Origin of the sequence: Stenotrophomonas sp. 610A2, assembly GCF_030549615.1 — a bacterium.
Classification (GTDB): domain Bacteria; phylum Pseudomonadota; class Gammaproteobacteria; order Xanthomonadales; family Xanthomonadaceae; genus Stenotrophomonas; species Stenotrophomonas pigmentata.
This window is the reverse complement of the sequence record NZ_CP130832.1, coordinates 349,471-362,955: the sequence shown is the minus strand read 5'-3', so window position 1 is coordinate 362,955 and position 13,485 is coordinate 349,471. Positions and strand designations below refer to the sequence as shown.

At 62.3% G+C, this 13,485-nt stretch carries 15 protein-coding genes; 8 read left to right on the top strand and 7 right to left on the bottom strand.

Annotated elements, in window-relative coordinates:
• Nucleotide 1 precedes the first annotated feature (1 nt).
• The 5 genes from Q5Z11_RS01455 to Q5Z11_RS01435 all read left to right on the top strand — a co-directional run bounded on the left by Q5Z11_RS01455 (nucleotide 2) and on the right by Q5Z11_RS01435 (nucleotide 3,703).
• Entirely contained in the window at nucleotides 2-295 is a 294-nt protein-coding gene (locus tag Q5Z11_RS01455; RefSeq protein WP_303748384.1) for a helix-turn-helix domain-containing protein, read from the top strand.
• Nucleotides 288-2,144 carry a DNA cytosine methyltransferase gene (locus Q5Z11_RS01450; RefSeq protein WP_303748383.1) on the top strand — a complete coding sequence of 619 codons (1,857 nt, stop codon included), beginning with the start codon at nucleotides 288-290 and terminating at the stop codon, nucleotides 2,142-2,144. Before Q5Z11_RS01455 ends, Q5Z11_RS01450 begins: the two co-directional genes overlap by 8 nt.
• Nucleotides 2,141-2,797, top strand: coding sequence for a hypothetical protein (locus Q5Z11_RS01445; protein WP_303748382.1), 657 nt, complete (start codon nucleotides 2,141-2,143; stop codon nucleotides 2,795-2,797). The genes Q5Z11_RS01450 and Q5Z11_RS01445 overlap by 4 nt, the downstream gene beginning before the upstream one ends.
• The gene (locus Q5Z11_RS01440) at nucleotides 2,794-2,997 is read left to right on the top strand and encodes a hypothetical protein (RefSeq protein WP_303748381.1); all 204 of its coding nucleotides are present in this window, start codon (nucleotides 2,794-2,796) and stop codon (nucleotides 2,995-2,997) included. The genes Q5Z11_RS01445 and Q5Z11_RS01440 overlap by 4 nt, the downstream gene beginning before the upstream one ends.
• A 232-nt stretch (nucleotides 2,998-3,229) precedes the next feature.
• Nucleotides 3,230-3,703: a hypothetical protein gene (locus Q5Z11_RS01435; protein WP_303748380.1), complete on the top strand. Its 474-nt coding sequence runs from the start codon at nucleotides 3,230-3,232 to the stop codon at nucleotides 3,701-3,703.
• A 1-nt stretch (nucleotide 3,704) separates the two neighbouring features.
• Here Q5Z11_RS01435 and Q5Z11_RS01430 read toward each other — a convergent pair whose 3' ends face one another.
• The gene (locus Q5Z11_RS01430) at nucleotides 3,705-3,929 is read right to left on the bottom strand and encodes a hypothetical protein (RefSeq protein ID WP_303748379.1); all 225 of its coding nucleotides are present in this window, start codon (nucleotides 3,927-3,929) and stop codon (nucleotides 3,705-3,707) included.
• A gap of 517 nt (nucleotides 3,930-4,446) precedes the next feature.
• Between Q5Z11_RS01430 and Q5Z11_RS01425 the strand changes: the two genes are divergently transcribed.
• Entirely contained in the window at nucleotides 4,447-4,653 is a 207-nt protein-coding gene (locus Q5Z11_RS01425; protein WP_303748378.1) for a hypothetical protein, read from the top strand.
• Nucleotides 4,650-4,910: a pyocin activator PrtN family protein gene (locus Q5Z11_RS01420; RefSeq protein WP_303748377.1), complete on the top strand. Its 261-nt coding sequence runs from the start codon at nucleotides 4,650-4,652 to the stop codon at nucleotides 4,908-4,910. The genes Q5Z11_RS01425 and Q5Z11_RS01420 overlap by 4 nt, the downstream gene beginning before the upstream one ends.
• Before the next feature lie 26 nt (nucleotides 4,911-4,936).
• On the opposite strand, the gene Q5Z11_RS01415 is transcribed toward Q5Z11_RS01420, so the two are convergent.
• The 3 genes from Q5Z11_RS01415 to Q5Z11_RS01405 are packed head-to-tail and all read right to left on the bottom strand — an operon-like array spanning nucleotide 4,937 to nucleotide 6,575.
• Nucleotides 4,937-5,314, bottom strand: coding sequence for a hypothetical protein (locus tag Q5Z11_RS01415; protein WP_303748376.1), 378 nt, complete (start codon nucleotides 5,312-5,314; stop codon nucleotides 4,937-4,939).
• Nucleotides 5,314-5,793 (bottom strand): hypothetical protein, encoded by a 480-nt coding sequence (locus Q5Z11_RS01410; RefSeq protein ID WP_303748375.1) that lies wholly within the window; start codon nucleotides 5,791-5,793, stop codon nucleotides 5,314-5,316. Before Q5Z11_RS01410 ends, Q5Z11_RS01415 begins: the two co-directional genes overlap by 1 nt.
• Nucleotides 5,790-6,575: a TIGR04255 family protein gene (locus tag Q5Z11_RS01405; protein WP_303748374.1), complete on the bottom strand. Its 786-nt coding sequence runs from the start codon at nucleotides 6,573-6,575 to the stop codon at nucleotides 5,790-5,792. Before Q5Z11_RS01405 ends, Q5Z11_RS01410 begins: the two co-directional genes overlap by 4 nt.
• A gap of 451 nt (nucleotides 6,576-7,026) precedes the next feature.
• Here Q5Z11_RS01405 and Q5Z11_RS01400 point away from each other — a divergent pair, with 451 nt between their 5' ends.
• Nucleotides 7,027-8,853 (top strand): cyclic nucleotide-binding and patatin-like phospholipase domain-containing protein, encoded by a 1,827-nt coding sequence (locus Q5Z11_RS01400; RefSeq protein WP_303748373.1) that lies wholly within the window; start codon nucleotides 7,027-7,029, stop codon nucleotides 8,851-8,853.
• A gap of 18 nt (nucleotides 8,854-8,871) precedes the next feature.
• Here Q5Z11_RS01400 and Q5Z11_RS01395 read toward each other — a convergent pair whose 3' ends face one another.
• The 3 genes from Q5Z11_RS01395 to Q5Z11_RS01385 are packed head-to-tail and all read right to left on the bottom strand — an operon-like array spanning nucleotide 8,872 to nucleotide 13,480.
• Complete coding sequence (locus Q5Z11_RS01395; protein WP_303748372.1) at nucleotides 8,872-9,219, bottom strand: DUF3307 domain-containing protein; 348 nt, start codon at nucleotides 9,217-9,219, stop codon at nucleotides 8,872-8,874.
• A 35-nt stretch (nucleotides 9,220-9,254) separates the two neighbouring features.
• Nucleotides 9,255-11,468 (bottom strand): CHASE2 domain-containing protein, encoded by a 2,214-nt coding sequence (locus Q5Z11_RS01390; RefSeq protein WP_303748371.1) that lies wholly within the window; start codon nucleotides 11,466-11,468, stop codon nucleotides 9,255-9,257.
• Between the two features lie 11 nt (nucleotides 11,469-11,479).
• On the bottom strand, nucleotides 11,480-13,480 hold the full coding sequence (locus tag Q5Z11_RS01385) for a FecR domain-containing protein (RefSeq protein WP_303748370.1): 2,001 nt from the start codon (nucleotides 13,478-13,480) through the stop codon (nucleotides 11,480-11,482).
• Nucleotides 13,481-13,485 lie beyond the last annotated feature (5 nt).

Genomic DNA, 13,485 nt, shown 5'->3' with positions numbered 1-13,485 from the left:
CATGACCGACCAAGCCCAGTGCGACGAACTGCTCGCAGCGCTCACCAAACGACCGATGACCGCTACGGAGATCTTCCTGGAGCTGGGCATCGCCAGAGCCAGCGCGCGCATCTACGACCTGCGGCAGCAAGGCCACCCGATCCACTCCACGGAAATCGTGGTCAAGAACCGCAAAGGCAAACCCTGCCGCGTTGCCCGCTACAGCGTCACGACCGATCAGCTGTTGCTCATTCCGAACCTGCCGGGCCGCGCCCGGTACACCCACCGCCCCGACAAGAAGGTCTCCCATGGCTGACGGCTCGCTACGTTTCAATTTTCCGCTGCCGCAGAAGTCACAGCTGCGCCCAGGCGAGATCGTTGTGGATCTGTTCGCCGGCGGTGGCGGCGCCAGTGAGGGCCTGAAGCAGGCGCTCGGTGCCGATCCGGCGCTTGCCTACAACCACGACGAGTTGGCTATCGGCATGCACGCAGCCAATCACCCGCTCACCCAGCACCACCGGGAGGACATCTGGCACGCAGATCCTCGCGTCGATGTGGCAGGCCGCCCTATCGGTTGGTTCCATGCCTCGCCGGACTGCACGCATTTCAGCCAGGCCAAGGGCGGGCAGCCGCGCAGCCGCAAGACACGCGCTCTGTCGTGGGTGGTGCTTAAGTGGATCGGCATGTTGATGCGCGCTGACCTGCTCAACGGCACCAACACTGCGCCGCGCATCTTCTCAATGGAGAACGTCAAGCAAATCCTCACCTGGGGACCGCTTGTGGCGAAGCGCTGCAAGGAAACTGGCCGCGTCATCAAGATGGATGGAACCGTTGCAGCGCGCGGCGAGCGTGTGTCGGTCGAGAACCAGCAGCTGGTACCGGACAAGCGCCACAGCGGCCGCACCTGGCGCCAGTTCGTCGCCGCCCTGCGTGCCCTTGGTTACGTCGTCGAATGGAAGAAGTTGATCGCAAGCGACTACGGCGCGGGCACCAGCCGGGAGCGCCTGTTCCTTCTGGGCCGCCGCGATGGAGCACCGATTGTATGGCCGGTACCGACCCACGGCCCGGGCCTCACCCAGCTGCCGCGTGTCACCGCCGCTGACTGCCTCGACTTCTCCATCCCCTGCCCGTCCATCTTCACCCGTCCCCGGCCGCTGGCCGACGCCACCATGCGCCGTATCGCAAAGGGCGTCATGCGCCACGTTATCAACTCGGCCGCTCCTTTCATCGTCCCGAATGGATACGCCGGGGCAAGCGTTCATTATGATTCTGGTGAGTACCGAGGAAGCATCTGGCCCTTCATCGCAGAGCACGCCAACGCCAGCAACCAGCGGACGATGGCAGCCGACGAGCCCCTGCGCACCGTCTGCGCCGGCGTGAAGGGTGGGCACTTCTCGGTGGTTGCACCACACCTGGTCAAGTTCCGCGGCGACAGCATTGGGACGCCTGCCAACGAGCCGGTACCGACGATCACAGCAGGCGCAGGTGCAGCCCGCCCAGCTGGCGCGGCCCACGCATTGGGTGTCGCTGTCTCGTGCTTGGTCCAGATGGGCCATGGCGAAGGGAAGTCACCCGGGAAGCGCTTCAGCCACGGCATCAACGACATTAAGGGGCCGCTCGGGACTATCGTTGCCAGCGGAGGCGGCCAGGGCCTTATGACTGCCTTCCTTGAGCAGGCAAATGGTGGCTTTTACCAAGGCGCTGGCAACGATGCGCGCGACCCGGTCAGCACCATCACAGCGAGCGGCAGCCAACAACGGTTGGTCACCGCCGAACTGGCAGAGCTATCACCTGAGCAGGAAGCAGGCGCCCTGCGCGTCGCCGCGTTCCTGGTGAAGTACTACGGCAGCGGTATCGCGGTCGATCTACACGATCCACTGGACACAATCACGACCAAGGACCGGCTTGGCCTGGTCATGGTGATGGTCAAAGGCATGCCCTACGTGATCGTGGATATCGGCCTGCGCATGCTCAAGCCACACGAGCTGTTCCGCGCCCAAGGATTCCCGCGCGACTACATCATCGATCGCACCGCCAACGGCACGCCCCTCAGCGTCAGCGCCGCAGTACGCATGGTCGGCAACAGTGTCAGCCCCCCACCCATTGCGGCTTTGGCGCGGGCGAATCTCGGAAACATCAAAGCGCCCAGGAGGGTTGCAGCATGAACAACCATATTGGTGACGCCAACAAAATGGTCGGCGCAACGCAGGAGGCGGTAGGCTGGCAATGGCGCTGGCTGGACACTGACAACAAGTGGTCCGAATGGGCCGACGGCGGGTCTCGCAAAGAGATCGACGCGCGCATTGCACGCTGGATGGTTGATGGAGAGGGCGACCGGCTGCAGGTTCGGCCGGTGTTCGCAGCTCCCGTCGCCGCAGCGCCGGGTCTCGATCCCGGCCTGTATAGCTGGCTGAAAGAGCGTGGCATTGCACCCGATAGCCACGATGGCCTGATCGAAATGGACGAGGTTGTCGAAGCGCTCAATGAACATGAGCGTCAGTTGCTTGCCAGCACCCCCGCAGCGCCGGGGATCGACCTGCGCAAACTGACAGATTCGTGGCTGGAACAGGCGGAGCGTGTGAGCGCAAAGTCACCGGACAAGGCCGCAGGGCTGTGGGCCTGCGCGAAGGAATTGCGCGACCTGATCGACACCAGCCCCAAGGGTGGCAGCGCTGATCCGCGCGGGCTCAAACTTCCCTGCTTGCCGTTCGCCGTGTTCGATGAGTTCGGTGTCGGGGCCGATGACCGTGTTGCCGACTATGGGCGGGCGTGTGCCGCAGCCGCTATGCAGGCCACCAGCGCCGAGGTGGGGTCGTGAACGTCGATCTCAGCAAAGCACACGACGCGATCATCGTCCGAAACCACGCCCAGGATGCGAGCTACGCGCCCTACTGCATGCGCTGCAATGGCATGCACAGGATGCAAGTTGTCGAGCCGTTCCTGTTCCAGCACCACTGCGGCGCCGTGCATGACGAGCGCCATGTCATCGATCAGTCCACCAGCCAGGGCGCGAGGTGAATGCATGAAGCGCGGCGCATGCATCCAAGAGCTATCGCACATTCGTGTCAGGGATCACTCGCCTGTAAACACGAGACGCGGAGGTGAACGCCTTAGCGACACTCGCTTTCGCATCCCGGTGCTCAATAGCATAGACCTCAAGATGGCTCTTGAGGCCAGCGAGAGACATGTCCATACCGTCTTGCAACAGCATGTCTATTGTCCCAGCCAGTGCCTTTGCACTGTAAACGGCATGAGCAATATCGACATTGAGCTTCAAGCTAGAACCAGGGGGCAACTGACCAAAATCAAGATCCATAGCACCAAGCTTCGCGAGCGCACGCGAGTTCTTGCGAAAGGCTTCGCGAAAGTTGGGGTCTTCCACGAGCCTCTCCGCCCAGTCAACAGTTTTATTGGGCGGAAATACGCGGCTAAGGTACTCAATGTTTTGCTGCGCGACAGCGAGATCATCCCCATATCGAAGCGCGACAAACATAGTTATCCGCCGACCATTCACAAGCTGATGAATCACGGGCGTAAGCAGCGCAAAAATCACAGCCCCCATGGTGCCCATCGCAGCCCAAGCATCCCACCAAACCACGCAATCCTTCGCGAGTGGCCAGCACTGGCTAATACCTTCCATCCAACTCATTCCCTGATCCCCCTGTGGATTAAGCGGCATTTTGCCATGGGCATGAGTTGCCCGCAGGAGGCGAGCGATGCGTGAGCTAGAAGAAAATGCGTCCGTCGTCCGTAACGCCGATCACAGCGAACAGTTTGCTATCGATGAACTCGGTCGCCTCTCGGCCCGAGGGCAGATCGGTCAGGTCGAACCGATTCACGCGGAAAATGTCGCGAGCCAAGTGCCGCGCGGAGATGGCCAGCCCCTCCGGGCCGTCCACGCCATGCTCAACGTAAGAGTGAAGCTGCCAACCTTCGACGTACCTGATCATCCCGACTCCGTCGTCTCGAAATCGCCAGAGAGCGTCCCGCGTTCATCTTTGCGTGTCAACCGAGGCATATGCCCCAAGCCGGCCACGCGAATGAAGGCGCCGCGCAAGCAGCCATTGCCCCACAGCTACCTTGGCCGGTCTTCGGTCGCTCTGGTGCGTTCCTTTAGCTCGCTAAGCACGTCCATGCCGATTGCGGTCAGCACTGGTGGCGTCCCAATCGCGTACCCCCACATCTCTAGATCAACCAGCAGAGGTGGCGTATCAGGCTCATCCCCTTCTGCAACCGCGCTCAACGACGACATCAAAGCTCTTTCACCCAGTCGCAATTGCCATTACTCCTTCGCGATTTCCCCTACCGGAATTATCTATTTCGGGGACGGCTGCAGCCACTCGACGAAGGTTCAACCTCAGGAGATCTGGGTCACAAAAGCCAACATGGAAAGAACCGAGCGTGTCCATGCGCCGCTGGAAGGAGTGAATTCGTGAAGCAGGTGCCCACCCAGCTGGACCCGTGCGCATGAGGAGCGATCGCGGGCAGCTCGACATCTTTGACCATGACCCACGGCGCGAGGCTGACGCCAACCGCGCTGCTGCCGACGAGGCGCGCAAGGCCTATCAGTTCCCTCCGGCCATCCGGCAGGAACGCGTCAATCACTACCTGGCCGAGGCCGCGAAGTTCGATGCCCTGGCAGACCAATGCAGCAAGCGAGGGCACAACCAATGACCACCACTACCGTCTTCCTCCTGCTCGCTGAGTTCGGTACCGGACACATCCCCTTGGAAAAGTGCTGTCAGCACTTTGGAATGAAACCGGAGGAAGCGAACAAGCGCGCTGCGCGCCAGTCGCTTCCGGTACCAGTGTTCCGCCTAGGAAGCCAGAAATCGCCCTGGCTCGTTACTGCGGACGTGCTCGCTGCCTACATTGATGGGCAGCGCGATGAGGCTACGAAGCAGTGGCAGAAGTTGCAACGAGCATCATGAAAAAGCGCCGCTTTCGCGGCGCCTTTTTATGCTTGTCGCTTCAAGTACACCTGCTTTCGGTACAAAACCTGAGCAATTGAGGTTTGCTCTTCCTCTTTGTCAGGCCAGCCGAGGATATTTACGTGACGCTCTGGATGCCAGTCAGGATCGTGCTCTAGACCAGATTCATGAAAGTGACCTATCTCGAACTGCGCTCGACCTATAGCCGGCTTGTTCAAGTGTGCGTCGAGCAATTCCCACACCTCTGTGTCACCAAGCTGATCCACGCAAAATGAAGAAAGCTCCAAACGACCTTCAATAAGGCGAGGCTTGAAGTTCTTTACCTTAGCTCGCGGCACTCCGTCTTGCTTGCCCTTCTCATTGAGGCCAATTGCAACTTCATCATGAGGCCCAGCCTGGTCCATCAGTTAACTCCGCAAAAAAGCTGCTCCCTGATAATCCAGCGCTCAACTGCTCGATCAATCGCGTTACCTAAGCGCCCTTCAAAGAATATGGAGCCATGCGTTCTTTCACCGTTGAAGTAGCACGCATAACCGACATGACCATTTGGCTTGATGATCAAAGAGAAAACGTTCTCCGGGTTGTTGTCCCAATCCAAGCAGATCGACCCAAGATGAGAAGTGTATGCGTCGACTTCCGGAAGCCCTGGTGGAAGAAGAGCAAAAATCCTCTTTACATCTTCAAGCGAAATCGATGGATGCACCCGCACTTCGCAATCCTGAACTTGCTCCCAAACATTCCTAGCGCGGCCATACATCTCGACCATGATGCGTCTACCAGGCGAAACCTCAGCCTCTACTCCAACCTCTTCCACCCACCCCATTGCTGAAGGCGAGTAGTCGAAATCAAAAGCGGTATAGCGAATCGCGTACGCGCCATTCATGCGTAGCCCTCCAAGGCTGCTTCCTGCAACATCCCAAAAAACACTGCGTTCTTTATCTTACGCAGCTCTTTCAGGGCCTCTAACATCTCATCACTATGCAACCTAAGACTGCACTCTTTAACCACGTCAATATCTAACATCAGGCCTTTATTGCCAGGTCCAGGCTCAACCACTGAACGCTTGGTCACAGTCGCTAACGTGACACTGATTCTGTGGCCAACCTCATCCTGGTATACCCGCCTCCCCATGAAGTCTTTCAACGACCAATCACCACGCATGGGGGTCGGCGGCTCGGAAACAAGCTCACAGATCGGGGCACTCAGGCTCAGAAAATTGATGAAGCGAACACCCATCCGCTTGATATTCTCATCACCCAACGCAGCCGCGTAAGCTGCAGCGCCCTCGAGTCCATCCCTTTCTAGCGCCGACCATTCGTCGTAATTGCCAACATGGCTGATAGTGGCTCGATTTGTTCGATACTGAAAAACGACTCCACCAGAAGTTTCTTCGTCTTGACTCTGTAGTCGAACGCCTTCAAATGCCTGAGTCTGCTTAAACTGCTCGCCAGACGTAAGGTTGATTGTTGTCTCAACGTTGTTCAGTTCACCGAAGACCCATCCAGGACGCTGGCCCGCCTCTTGTCTGCCAAGCTCCCTCAGCTGATCACTCTCCATCGATTTTTCGAATACGAAATCGACGATTGCCTCGGTTATGGGAGCATTTGCGAGATGTCGTTCGCGAGCCATTAATTGCCTCAAAATGGGTTCGTCAGCCAGGCGCATCCATCGCTTGGGCGCGTTCTAGATCGGATGGTATCAAAGTAGGACACGATTGGATGTAGGTGCCAAACCTACAATGGCCGGCATATATAGTGCGACAAAAGTGCTACAAACGCCCAAATTTGAAACGCAACCTATTGTTTTTCATACACAAATAGAAACATCAAATCCAGTCCATCATCGGGGCGACGGACAGGCGCAGGGAGTCGGCGTAGCGGGTGTCGGCGGGGGTGGGATGCAGGGACATGATCGGATCGAAAGTCAGAAGGCCGGGCGGCCGCAATGAGCGCCAGCGGGGAACTTGGGCTGCAAAGAGTAAACGACCGGGCTGAACCCCGCCGCTCCGGGCCTGTCGGCTGGCGCTCGCGCCGAATCGCCACTGATTCAGCCCGCTCTTACGGTCTGCGGCGATAACAGGCGGGCAAACGCCACCGATCACCCTCGCGAGCCGCCCTTGGATACTGCCACCGCCCCCCGTTCCGACCTGCTGGCCGGGCTTTCCGAGTCGCAACGCGAGAGTCTGCTCGCGCAGATGCGGCGGCTGCAGCTGCGCAAGGGCGAGCACCTGGTGCGCCAGGGCGAAGCCGCCAACCATGTCTATTACGTGCTGCGCGGGCGCTTTGAGGTACTGCTCAATGGCCGCCACCTAGTCGCCGAGATCGGCGCTGGCGAGCCGGTGGGCGAGATCGCGTTTTTCGGCGGTCTGAGCCGCACCGCCGATGTGGTCGCCAGCCGCGACTCGGAAGTACTGGAGCTCAGCCGCGAAAGCTTTAACCACCTCGCCGCGGCGCAGCCGGACTTCACCCAGTCGCTGCTGCGGGTGCTGGGCCGACGGCTGGCTGCCACCACCTCGGCGGCGGCGGCGATGGCGCCGCGCATCGCCGATGCGATCGGCCTGTGCCCGGCTGGCACCGTGCCGATTCCCGAGCAACTGATCAACGATCTGCTGCAGGCCTTGCAGGCCAGCGGGGTGGCCACCACCGCGCTGCGTGCGCGCGATCTGCCGGCGGGTGTGGCCGCTGACAACGAACAGCAGCTCTCGCAGTGGCTGGGCATGCAGGAACATGCCGGTAGCAAGCTGTTGCTGGTAGCCGGTGACGGCAATGCCGCCTGGGACCGCGCCGCGCTGCGTCATTGCGACCAGCTGCTGCTATGCGGCCGCCAGGACCTGGCGCACACCGGGCCGGTGCCGCTGAGTGCGCTGGAAGCCTATGCCCTGCCCCTGTTCCGGCCGCGTCAGGTCGGCCTTCTGCTGTGGCGCGAACACAGTGGCGACGCGATCAGCCACACCCGGCATTGGCTGCAGGACCGTTCATTGCACCTGCATCACCACTTGGCGCTGCAACAGCCGCGCGACTACGCGCGCGTGGCGCGGCTGCTCACCGGCCGCGGCCTGGGTGCGGTGCTCGGTGGCGGTGGCGCGCTGGGCGCGGGCCATATCGGCACCTTGCGGGCGCTGTCCGAGGCCGGCATCGAGCTGGACATCATCGGCGGCACCTCGATCGGCTCGGTGGTCGGCCACGCCTACGCGGCCGGCAACGATGCCGAGGCGATGATGCAGGACTACGAGCAGTTCTTCCTGCGCAACAAGGCGCTGGGCCGCTTCACCCTGCCCTGGTACAGCCTGCTCGATCACCGCCACCTGGATACCTGCATGCAGGCACAGCTCGGCGATGCACGATTGGAAGACCTGCCGCTGAACTACTTCGCGGTGGGCGCCAACCTGTCCACCAACGAGTTGGAAGTGGTGCGCCACGGACTGACCTGGCAGGCACTGCGCATTTCCACCGCCATACCGGTGGCGCTGCCGCCGTGGATCAACGATCAGGGCCAGGTGCTGGTCGATGGCGGGGTGATGAACAACGTGCCGATCTCGGTGATGCGCGCGATCAAGAACGGACCCAACATGGTGTCCATGCTGTCGCCGGGCAACGAATGGCGGGTGCGCAGTGCCTACGGCAACGTGCCATCGCGCCTGTCGCTGGCCTGGCAGCTGCTGCGCGGGCGACGCAAGGGCGATGACTTCCCGCGCATCGGCGAAGTGGCGGCGCGCTCGATGCAGATCACCTCCGGGCGCATGTTGCGTGGCACCGGACTGGGCAGCGACCTATTGCTCAAGCCCCCCACCGTCCCCGGCATGGGCCTGCTCGCCTTCAAGCTGGGCCGTGCGCAGGAACAGGCCGGCTACGAATACACCTTGCGCTTCCTCGACAAGGCCGGTGGGCTGGATGGCATCAATGCCTGGCGCCGCGGCGAAGTGATGCCCGAGTTCGAGGACTGAGCCCGGCAAGCGCTGCGCTCAGGGCAGCGGGCCAAACACCAGCAGCAGGCCAACCCACAGCAGCTTGCACAGCACATGCAGCAGCTGGTCGACGTTGTAGCTGATGCGATGGCCGCACTTGAGGTCATCGATCAGCGCATGCGCCAGTGTTTCGAACACACCCAGCAGGATGCTGCCGGTGATGCAGCCGACCATGCCGCCATGGATCACCGCATGCGCGGCCAGCGCCTGGTACCACGGCACCCCGGGCAATGGTGAAAACCGGTTCTTGGCCCGGGACAGGAACTCGCCCTGCAACGGGTAGTCCGCCAATGCATGGCCGACGATCAACAGCACGAATGTGGTCAACGACGGGATCAGGGACATGGCGGGCTGGGTTCAAGTCTGGGTGGAGTCTGGCACTACTTGGAGGTCGCCGTGAAGATGCCATCCCATTGCATCGGCGGATGTTTGATCAACTGCTCAAGTCGCTGCACATAAAGCGCATGCAAGCCCGAAAGTGAAGTGGCATCAGCATGCATGCGCAGCGCCTGCAGCGCATCCAGCGCTGCAGCAAAATCACCATCGCGATACAGCGCGAGCACCTGCGCGTGGGCCTGTGCCAAGGCCACGAAACCGGTATCCAGCGCCAGCTGCGCATCGCCAAGCAGCGCGAACAGCCGCACTGGTTCGTTGCGGCCGACAACCCGCACCCGGTCGACCTCGACGTAGGCCAGCTCGGCGGCCTCGGCGCGGACCGCGTCAGTCACCATCAGCGTCACCCCGTAATACTTGGTCAGGCTTTCAACGCGCGATGCCAGGTTGACGGTGTCGCCAATGGCTGAATACGAAAAGCGCTGCTGCGAGCCCAGGTTGCCCACGCAGGCATCGCCCAGATTCAGGCCCACGCCTATGCGCAATGCGCTGCCGCGCTCGCGGTTGAGGGCATCGACCGCGGCAGCCATGCCCAGCGCCGCCAGGCAGGCTTTACGCGGGTGCGCGGCGATGTCCACCGGCGCATTCCAGAAGGCCATGATCGCATCGCCGATGTACTTGTCGATGGTTGCCTCGTGGGCGAGCAGCACATCGGTCATCGGGGTCAGGAAGTCGTTGAGCAGCGCGGTCAAGGCATCCGGACTGAGGTTCTCGGAAAGTGAGGTAAAGCCGCGGATATCCGAGAACAGCACGGTGATCTCGCGCGTCTCGCCGCCCAGCTGCAGTGCCTGCGCATCATGCGACAGGCGCTCAACCAGCGCCGGCGACAGGTAGCGCGCAAACGCCGAGCGCACGAAGCGCTTCTCGCGGTTACCGGCAAACAGCAGCGCCGGCAGCATGCTGACGAATACCGCCAGCAGGCACAGCAGCGCCGGCAGCGGATCCAGCAGCCAGGCCTGGCGTGTATACGCCCACCAGGCAACGGCCAATACCGCGCCCAGCAACAACAGGAAGGCCAGCGACGATAGCAAGGGCCGCGCACTGCCCAGCACCAGCAGCAGCGCCAGGCTGCTGACGATGGCAACCAGCACTTCCGCACCACGCGCCCAGTCCGGGCGCTGCAGGAACTGCTGGTTGAAGGCCTGATCGATCAATTCCGCATGCACGTTGACGCCGGGTTCGGCCGCCGCCAGCGGGGTGGCAACGATGTCGCGCAGGCCGATGGCCGAGGTACCGATCAGCACGATGCGGCCTTCGACCTTGTCAGCCCATGCCGCTGCATCGCCCTGCAGCAGCTGCCACGCCGGCACCACCGTCATATGCGGCATGCCGGAGTAATGGATGCGGAAGCGGCCATCGGCGCCGGCCGGCAACTCCAGCACGCCAACCTTCACTGCAGTAAGCGCCAGCGGGCCGGCCGACGTTTCACCGCTGGCGTCGCTGGAGCGCAGCAACAGACCCGAGGCACCCTGTGCCACCCGCAGCGCCTCCACGCCCAGACCGGGATAGAGCTGGCCATCAGCCGCCGCGACCAGCGGCATCGCACGGATGATGTTGTCGCGTGCTGGCGGGAACGAAAAGCTGCCGATACCGCTGGCAGCAGCGCTGAGTGCCGGCAGGTTGGACAGGCCGCCCTCGAACGCGGGCAGGTAGCGGCGCGGATCACTGCCGGCAAACGACAGCCCGGCCAGCGGCGGCGACAGCGCGCGCCCGGTTTCACTGGACAGCGCCACGCCCATCACCACCGGGTTGCGGGCGATGGCGGCAGCGAACGCCTGGTCGTTGTCCAAGGGCGCGCCGTCCGGCACCTGGATCGCGATGCCCTGCGCCTGCAGACGCTGCAGTTGCGGCCCCAACGAGGTGCGGTCCGGCTCGGTGAACACCATGTCGAATGCAATGGCCGCGGCGCCAAGGCTGCCAACGGTGTCGACCAGCTGTCCCAGCTGGTCGCGCGGCCACGGCCACTGGCCTATGCGTGCCAGCGAGGCTTCGTCGATATCAACCACGACCACGCCCGGATCAAGCGTGGCGGCGCGCGGTGCGGCGCGTTGGAATCCATCGAACAGCAGATCCGACAACCGCGACAAGCCATCGCGGAACGCGGTATCGATCACCAAGGCCAGCAACAGCACGGCCACGCCGCCAAGCAGCAGCTTGAATCTACGCGGACGCGCTGCTCCTGCCTTGCCTGCCTGCTTCAATGGCGCACTCCTCACGGACCGACGGCAGACGGCGTCTCAGCTGTTTTCTTGCCGGCGAAGATGCCTGTCGCCGACCAGTTCGATGAGCTCTCCTCACGCACGTTGAAGGTGCCCAGCATTGCCGCGGTGCCATCACTGCCATCGGAGGCGAAGCCCGCGGTATAGCTGCCGAAGTAAGGTGCGGCCATGGTTGATTCGAAACTGCCGGAGATCGCGTTGTCCGGCATGCTGGAAGATGCCGAGCCAAGATCGAAAGTGCTGCCGAAGCTGTGACCGCCGAAGTTGGCGATGGCCAGGCTGCCGGTGCCAGTACCGAAATCCACCGTCGCGGTGAAGTCGCCGGTCAGCCCCTGGATGACCTCGCCGGCGCTGTAAGCCGCACCAATCGCCATGCCCGAGTAGGTCGCGACGATGTTGCTTGGCAGGTCTGCCAACGGGGTGAGGTTGCCGATGATCCAATAGCCGTTCTGCGCGACATGAAGCGGCACATCCTCTCCGGGCAAGCCTGAGGGAATTCCCGGCACGTTGGTCGCTTCCCAATGGCCCCAGCTCAGGTAATCGCAATTGCAGAGCAGATCCGGGCTGCCATCCACGCGCAGATTGCCCTGGCTGTTCTCGAACTCATAGCTGCGGTCATGCAGATAGTCCCCGCCGCCCGTCAGCGCCGCTCCCTCCCAGGACTCCGGCGCGATGGTTGCGGTGAAGGTTCCCGCCGCCGCATCGAACTGGAATGTCGCGGCCGTTGAGGACACGGCCGTGTCACCTGCATAGGCCGAGGCAAAGCCCTGCAGGGTGCCGTTCAATGTTTTCGGAAGCCCTGGATCTACGGGATCTACGGGATCTACGGGATCTACGGGATCTACCGGATCCACTGGATCTACCGGATCCACTGGATCTACTGGATCCACTGGATCCACTGGATCCACTGGATCTACCGGATCCACTGGATCTACTGGATCTACTGGATCTACTGGATCTACCGGATCTACTGGATCTACCGGATCCACTGGATCTACCGGATCTACCGGATCCACTGGATCTACTGGATCTACCGGATCCACTGGATCCACTGGATCTACCGGATCCACAGGATCTACTGGATCTACTGGATCCACAGGATCTACCGGATCTACCGGATCTACCGGCCCAACAGGATCCACTGGATCTACCGGATTTGGCGGCGTGCCGCTCTGCTCGATCTCGGTCTCGATCTGCAACTGCCCCGGGCTGTCGCCCTGCTCGCTCGCCAGCAAGGCCGACGGACCTTCGTCCGGTGCCACGCCGGGCACACCCAGCTCCGGCCCCATCGGACCGCCACTGAATCCGGCACGTTCATTCGGCTGCGACGCCAAGCCACCCACGTCCTGATCGTCATCGCCCGCCGTTGGCGGCAAGGCCGCCGCAGGATCAACCGGAGCAGCGCCGCCATTGTGTATCGAGGCGCCATCGCCATTGGAACTGAAGCCCGTACCCGGCTGGTGCAGGAGCACCGCAGGCCCCTGCTCCGGTGAGAACTCCGCGCCTACGCCGTACTCGAAGTGACCGACCACACCGCCCGCGCAACCCGCCTGTGCATCGTCCACGCACAAGCCCAGGATGCCACCGCGAATGCCGGCCACGCCGACCGGCGTCTTGATCTTCACGCCATCGGCGCTCTTCGACGCCGCGCCGCCAATGAAACGCATCACCCCGCGCGAGACGCTGCCGGCCAACTGCGCCGTGCCCTTGTCCGGGTCGTAGACGAAGCGGTCGATCACCAACGACGAGCGTGGCCCGATGGTGAAGCTGGAGCCGTCCACCAACAGCACCTGCACAACGCCCTTGGCGTCGGTCTGGAAACGCTGGTCACGCAGCACGTTGTCACCCAACCGCACCACGCGCGGTGCCGTCGAGCCGAAGTAGCTCTGCGCATCGGGCGCCACTGCCGCTGCGGTGCCGACCTTCTCGGCCGACGCCGGCGCCACCGCGAGCAGCAGGCCTGCAACCACCATTACGGGAAGATGGAGACGCATCGCCG

Bases quoted from the DNA above. Each gene is read 5' to 3' on its own strand.
- Q5Z11_RS01425 (WP_303748378.1), top strand. From the start codon at position 4,447: ATGAGGAGCGATCGCGGGCAGCTCGACATCTTTGACCATGACCCACGG.
- Q5Z11_RS01395 (WP_303748372.1), bottom strand. From the start codon at position 9,219: ATGTCCCTGATCCCGTCGTTGACCACATTCGTGCTGTTGATCGTCGGC.
- Q5Z11_RS01430 (WP_303748379.1), bottom strand. From the start codon at position 3,929: ATGATCAGGTACGTCGAAGGTTGGCAGCTTCACTCTTACGTTGAGCAT.
- Q5Z11_RS01455 (WP_303748384.1), top strand. From the start codon at position 2: ATGACCGACCAAGCCCAGTGCGACGAACTGCTCGCAGCGCTCACCAAA.
- Q5Z11_RS01445 (WP_303748382.1), top strand. From the start codon at position 2,141: ATGAACAACCATATTGGTGACGCCAACAAAATGGTCGGCGCAACGCAG.
- Q5Z11_RS01420 (WP_303748377.1), top strand. From the start codon at position 4,650: ATGACCACCACTACCGTCTTCCTCCTGCTCGCTGAGTTCGGTACCGGA.
- Q5Z11_RS01405 (WP_303748374.1), bottom strand. From the start codon at position 6,575: ATGCGCCTGGCTGACGAACCCATTTTGAGGCAATTAATGGCTCGCGAA.
- Q5Z11_RS01450 (WP_303748383.1), top strand. From the start codon at position 288: ATGGCTGACGGCTCGCTACGTTTCAATTTTCCGCTGCCGCAGAAGTCA.
- Q5Z11_RS01385 (WP_303748370.1), bottom strand. From the start codon at position 13,480: ATGCGTCTCCATCTTCCCGTAATGGTGGTTGCAGGCCTGCTGCTCGCG.
- Q5Z11_RS01415 (WP_303748376.1), bottom strand. From the start codon at position 5,314: ATGGACCAGGCTGGGCCTCATGATGAAGTTGCAATTGGCCTCAATGAG.
- Q5Z11_RS01410 (WP_303748375.1), bottom strand. From the start codon at position 5,793: ATGAATGGCGCGTACGCGATTCGCTATACCGCTTTTGATTTCGACTAC.
- Q5Z11_RS01435 (WP_303748380.1), top strand. From the start codon at position 3,230: ATGAGCAATATCGACATTGAGCTTCAAGCTAGAACCAGGGGGCAACTG.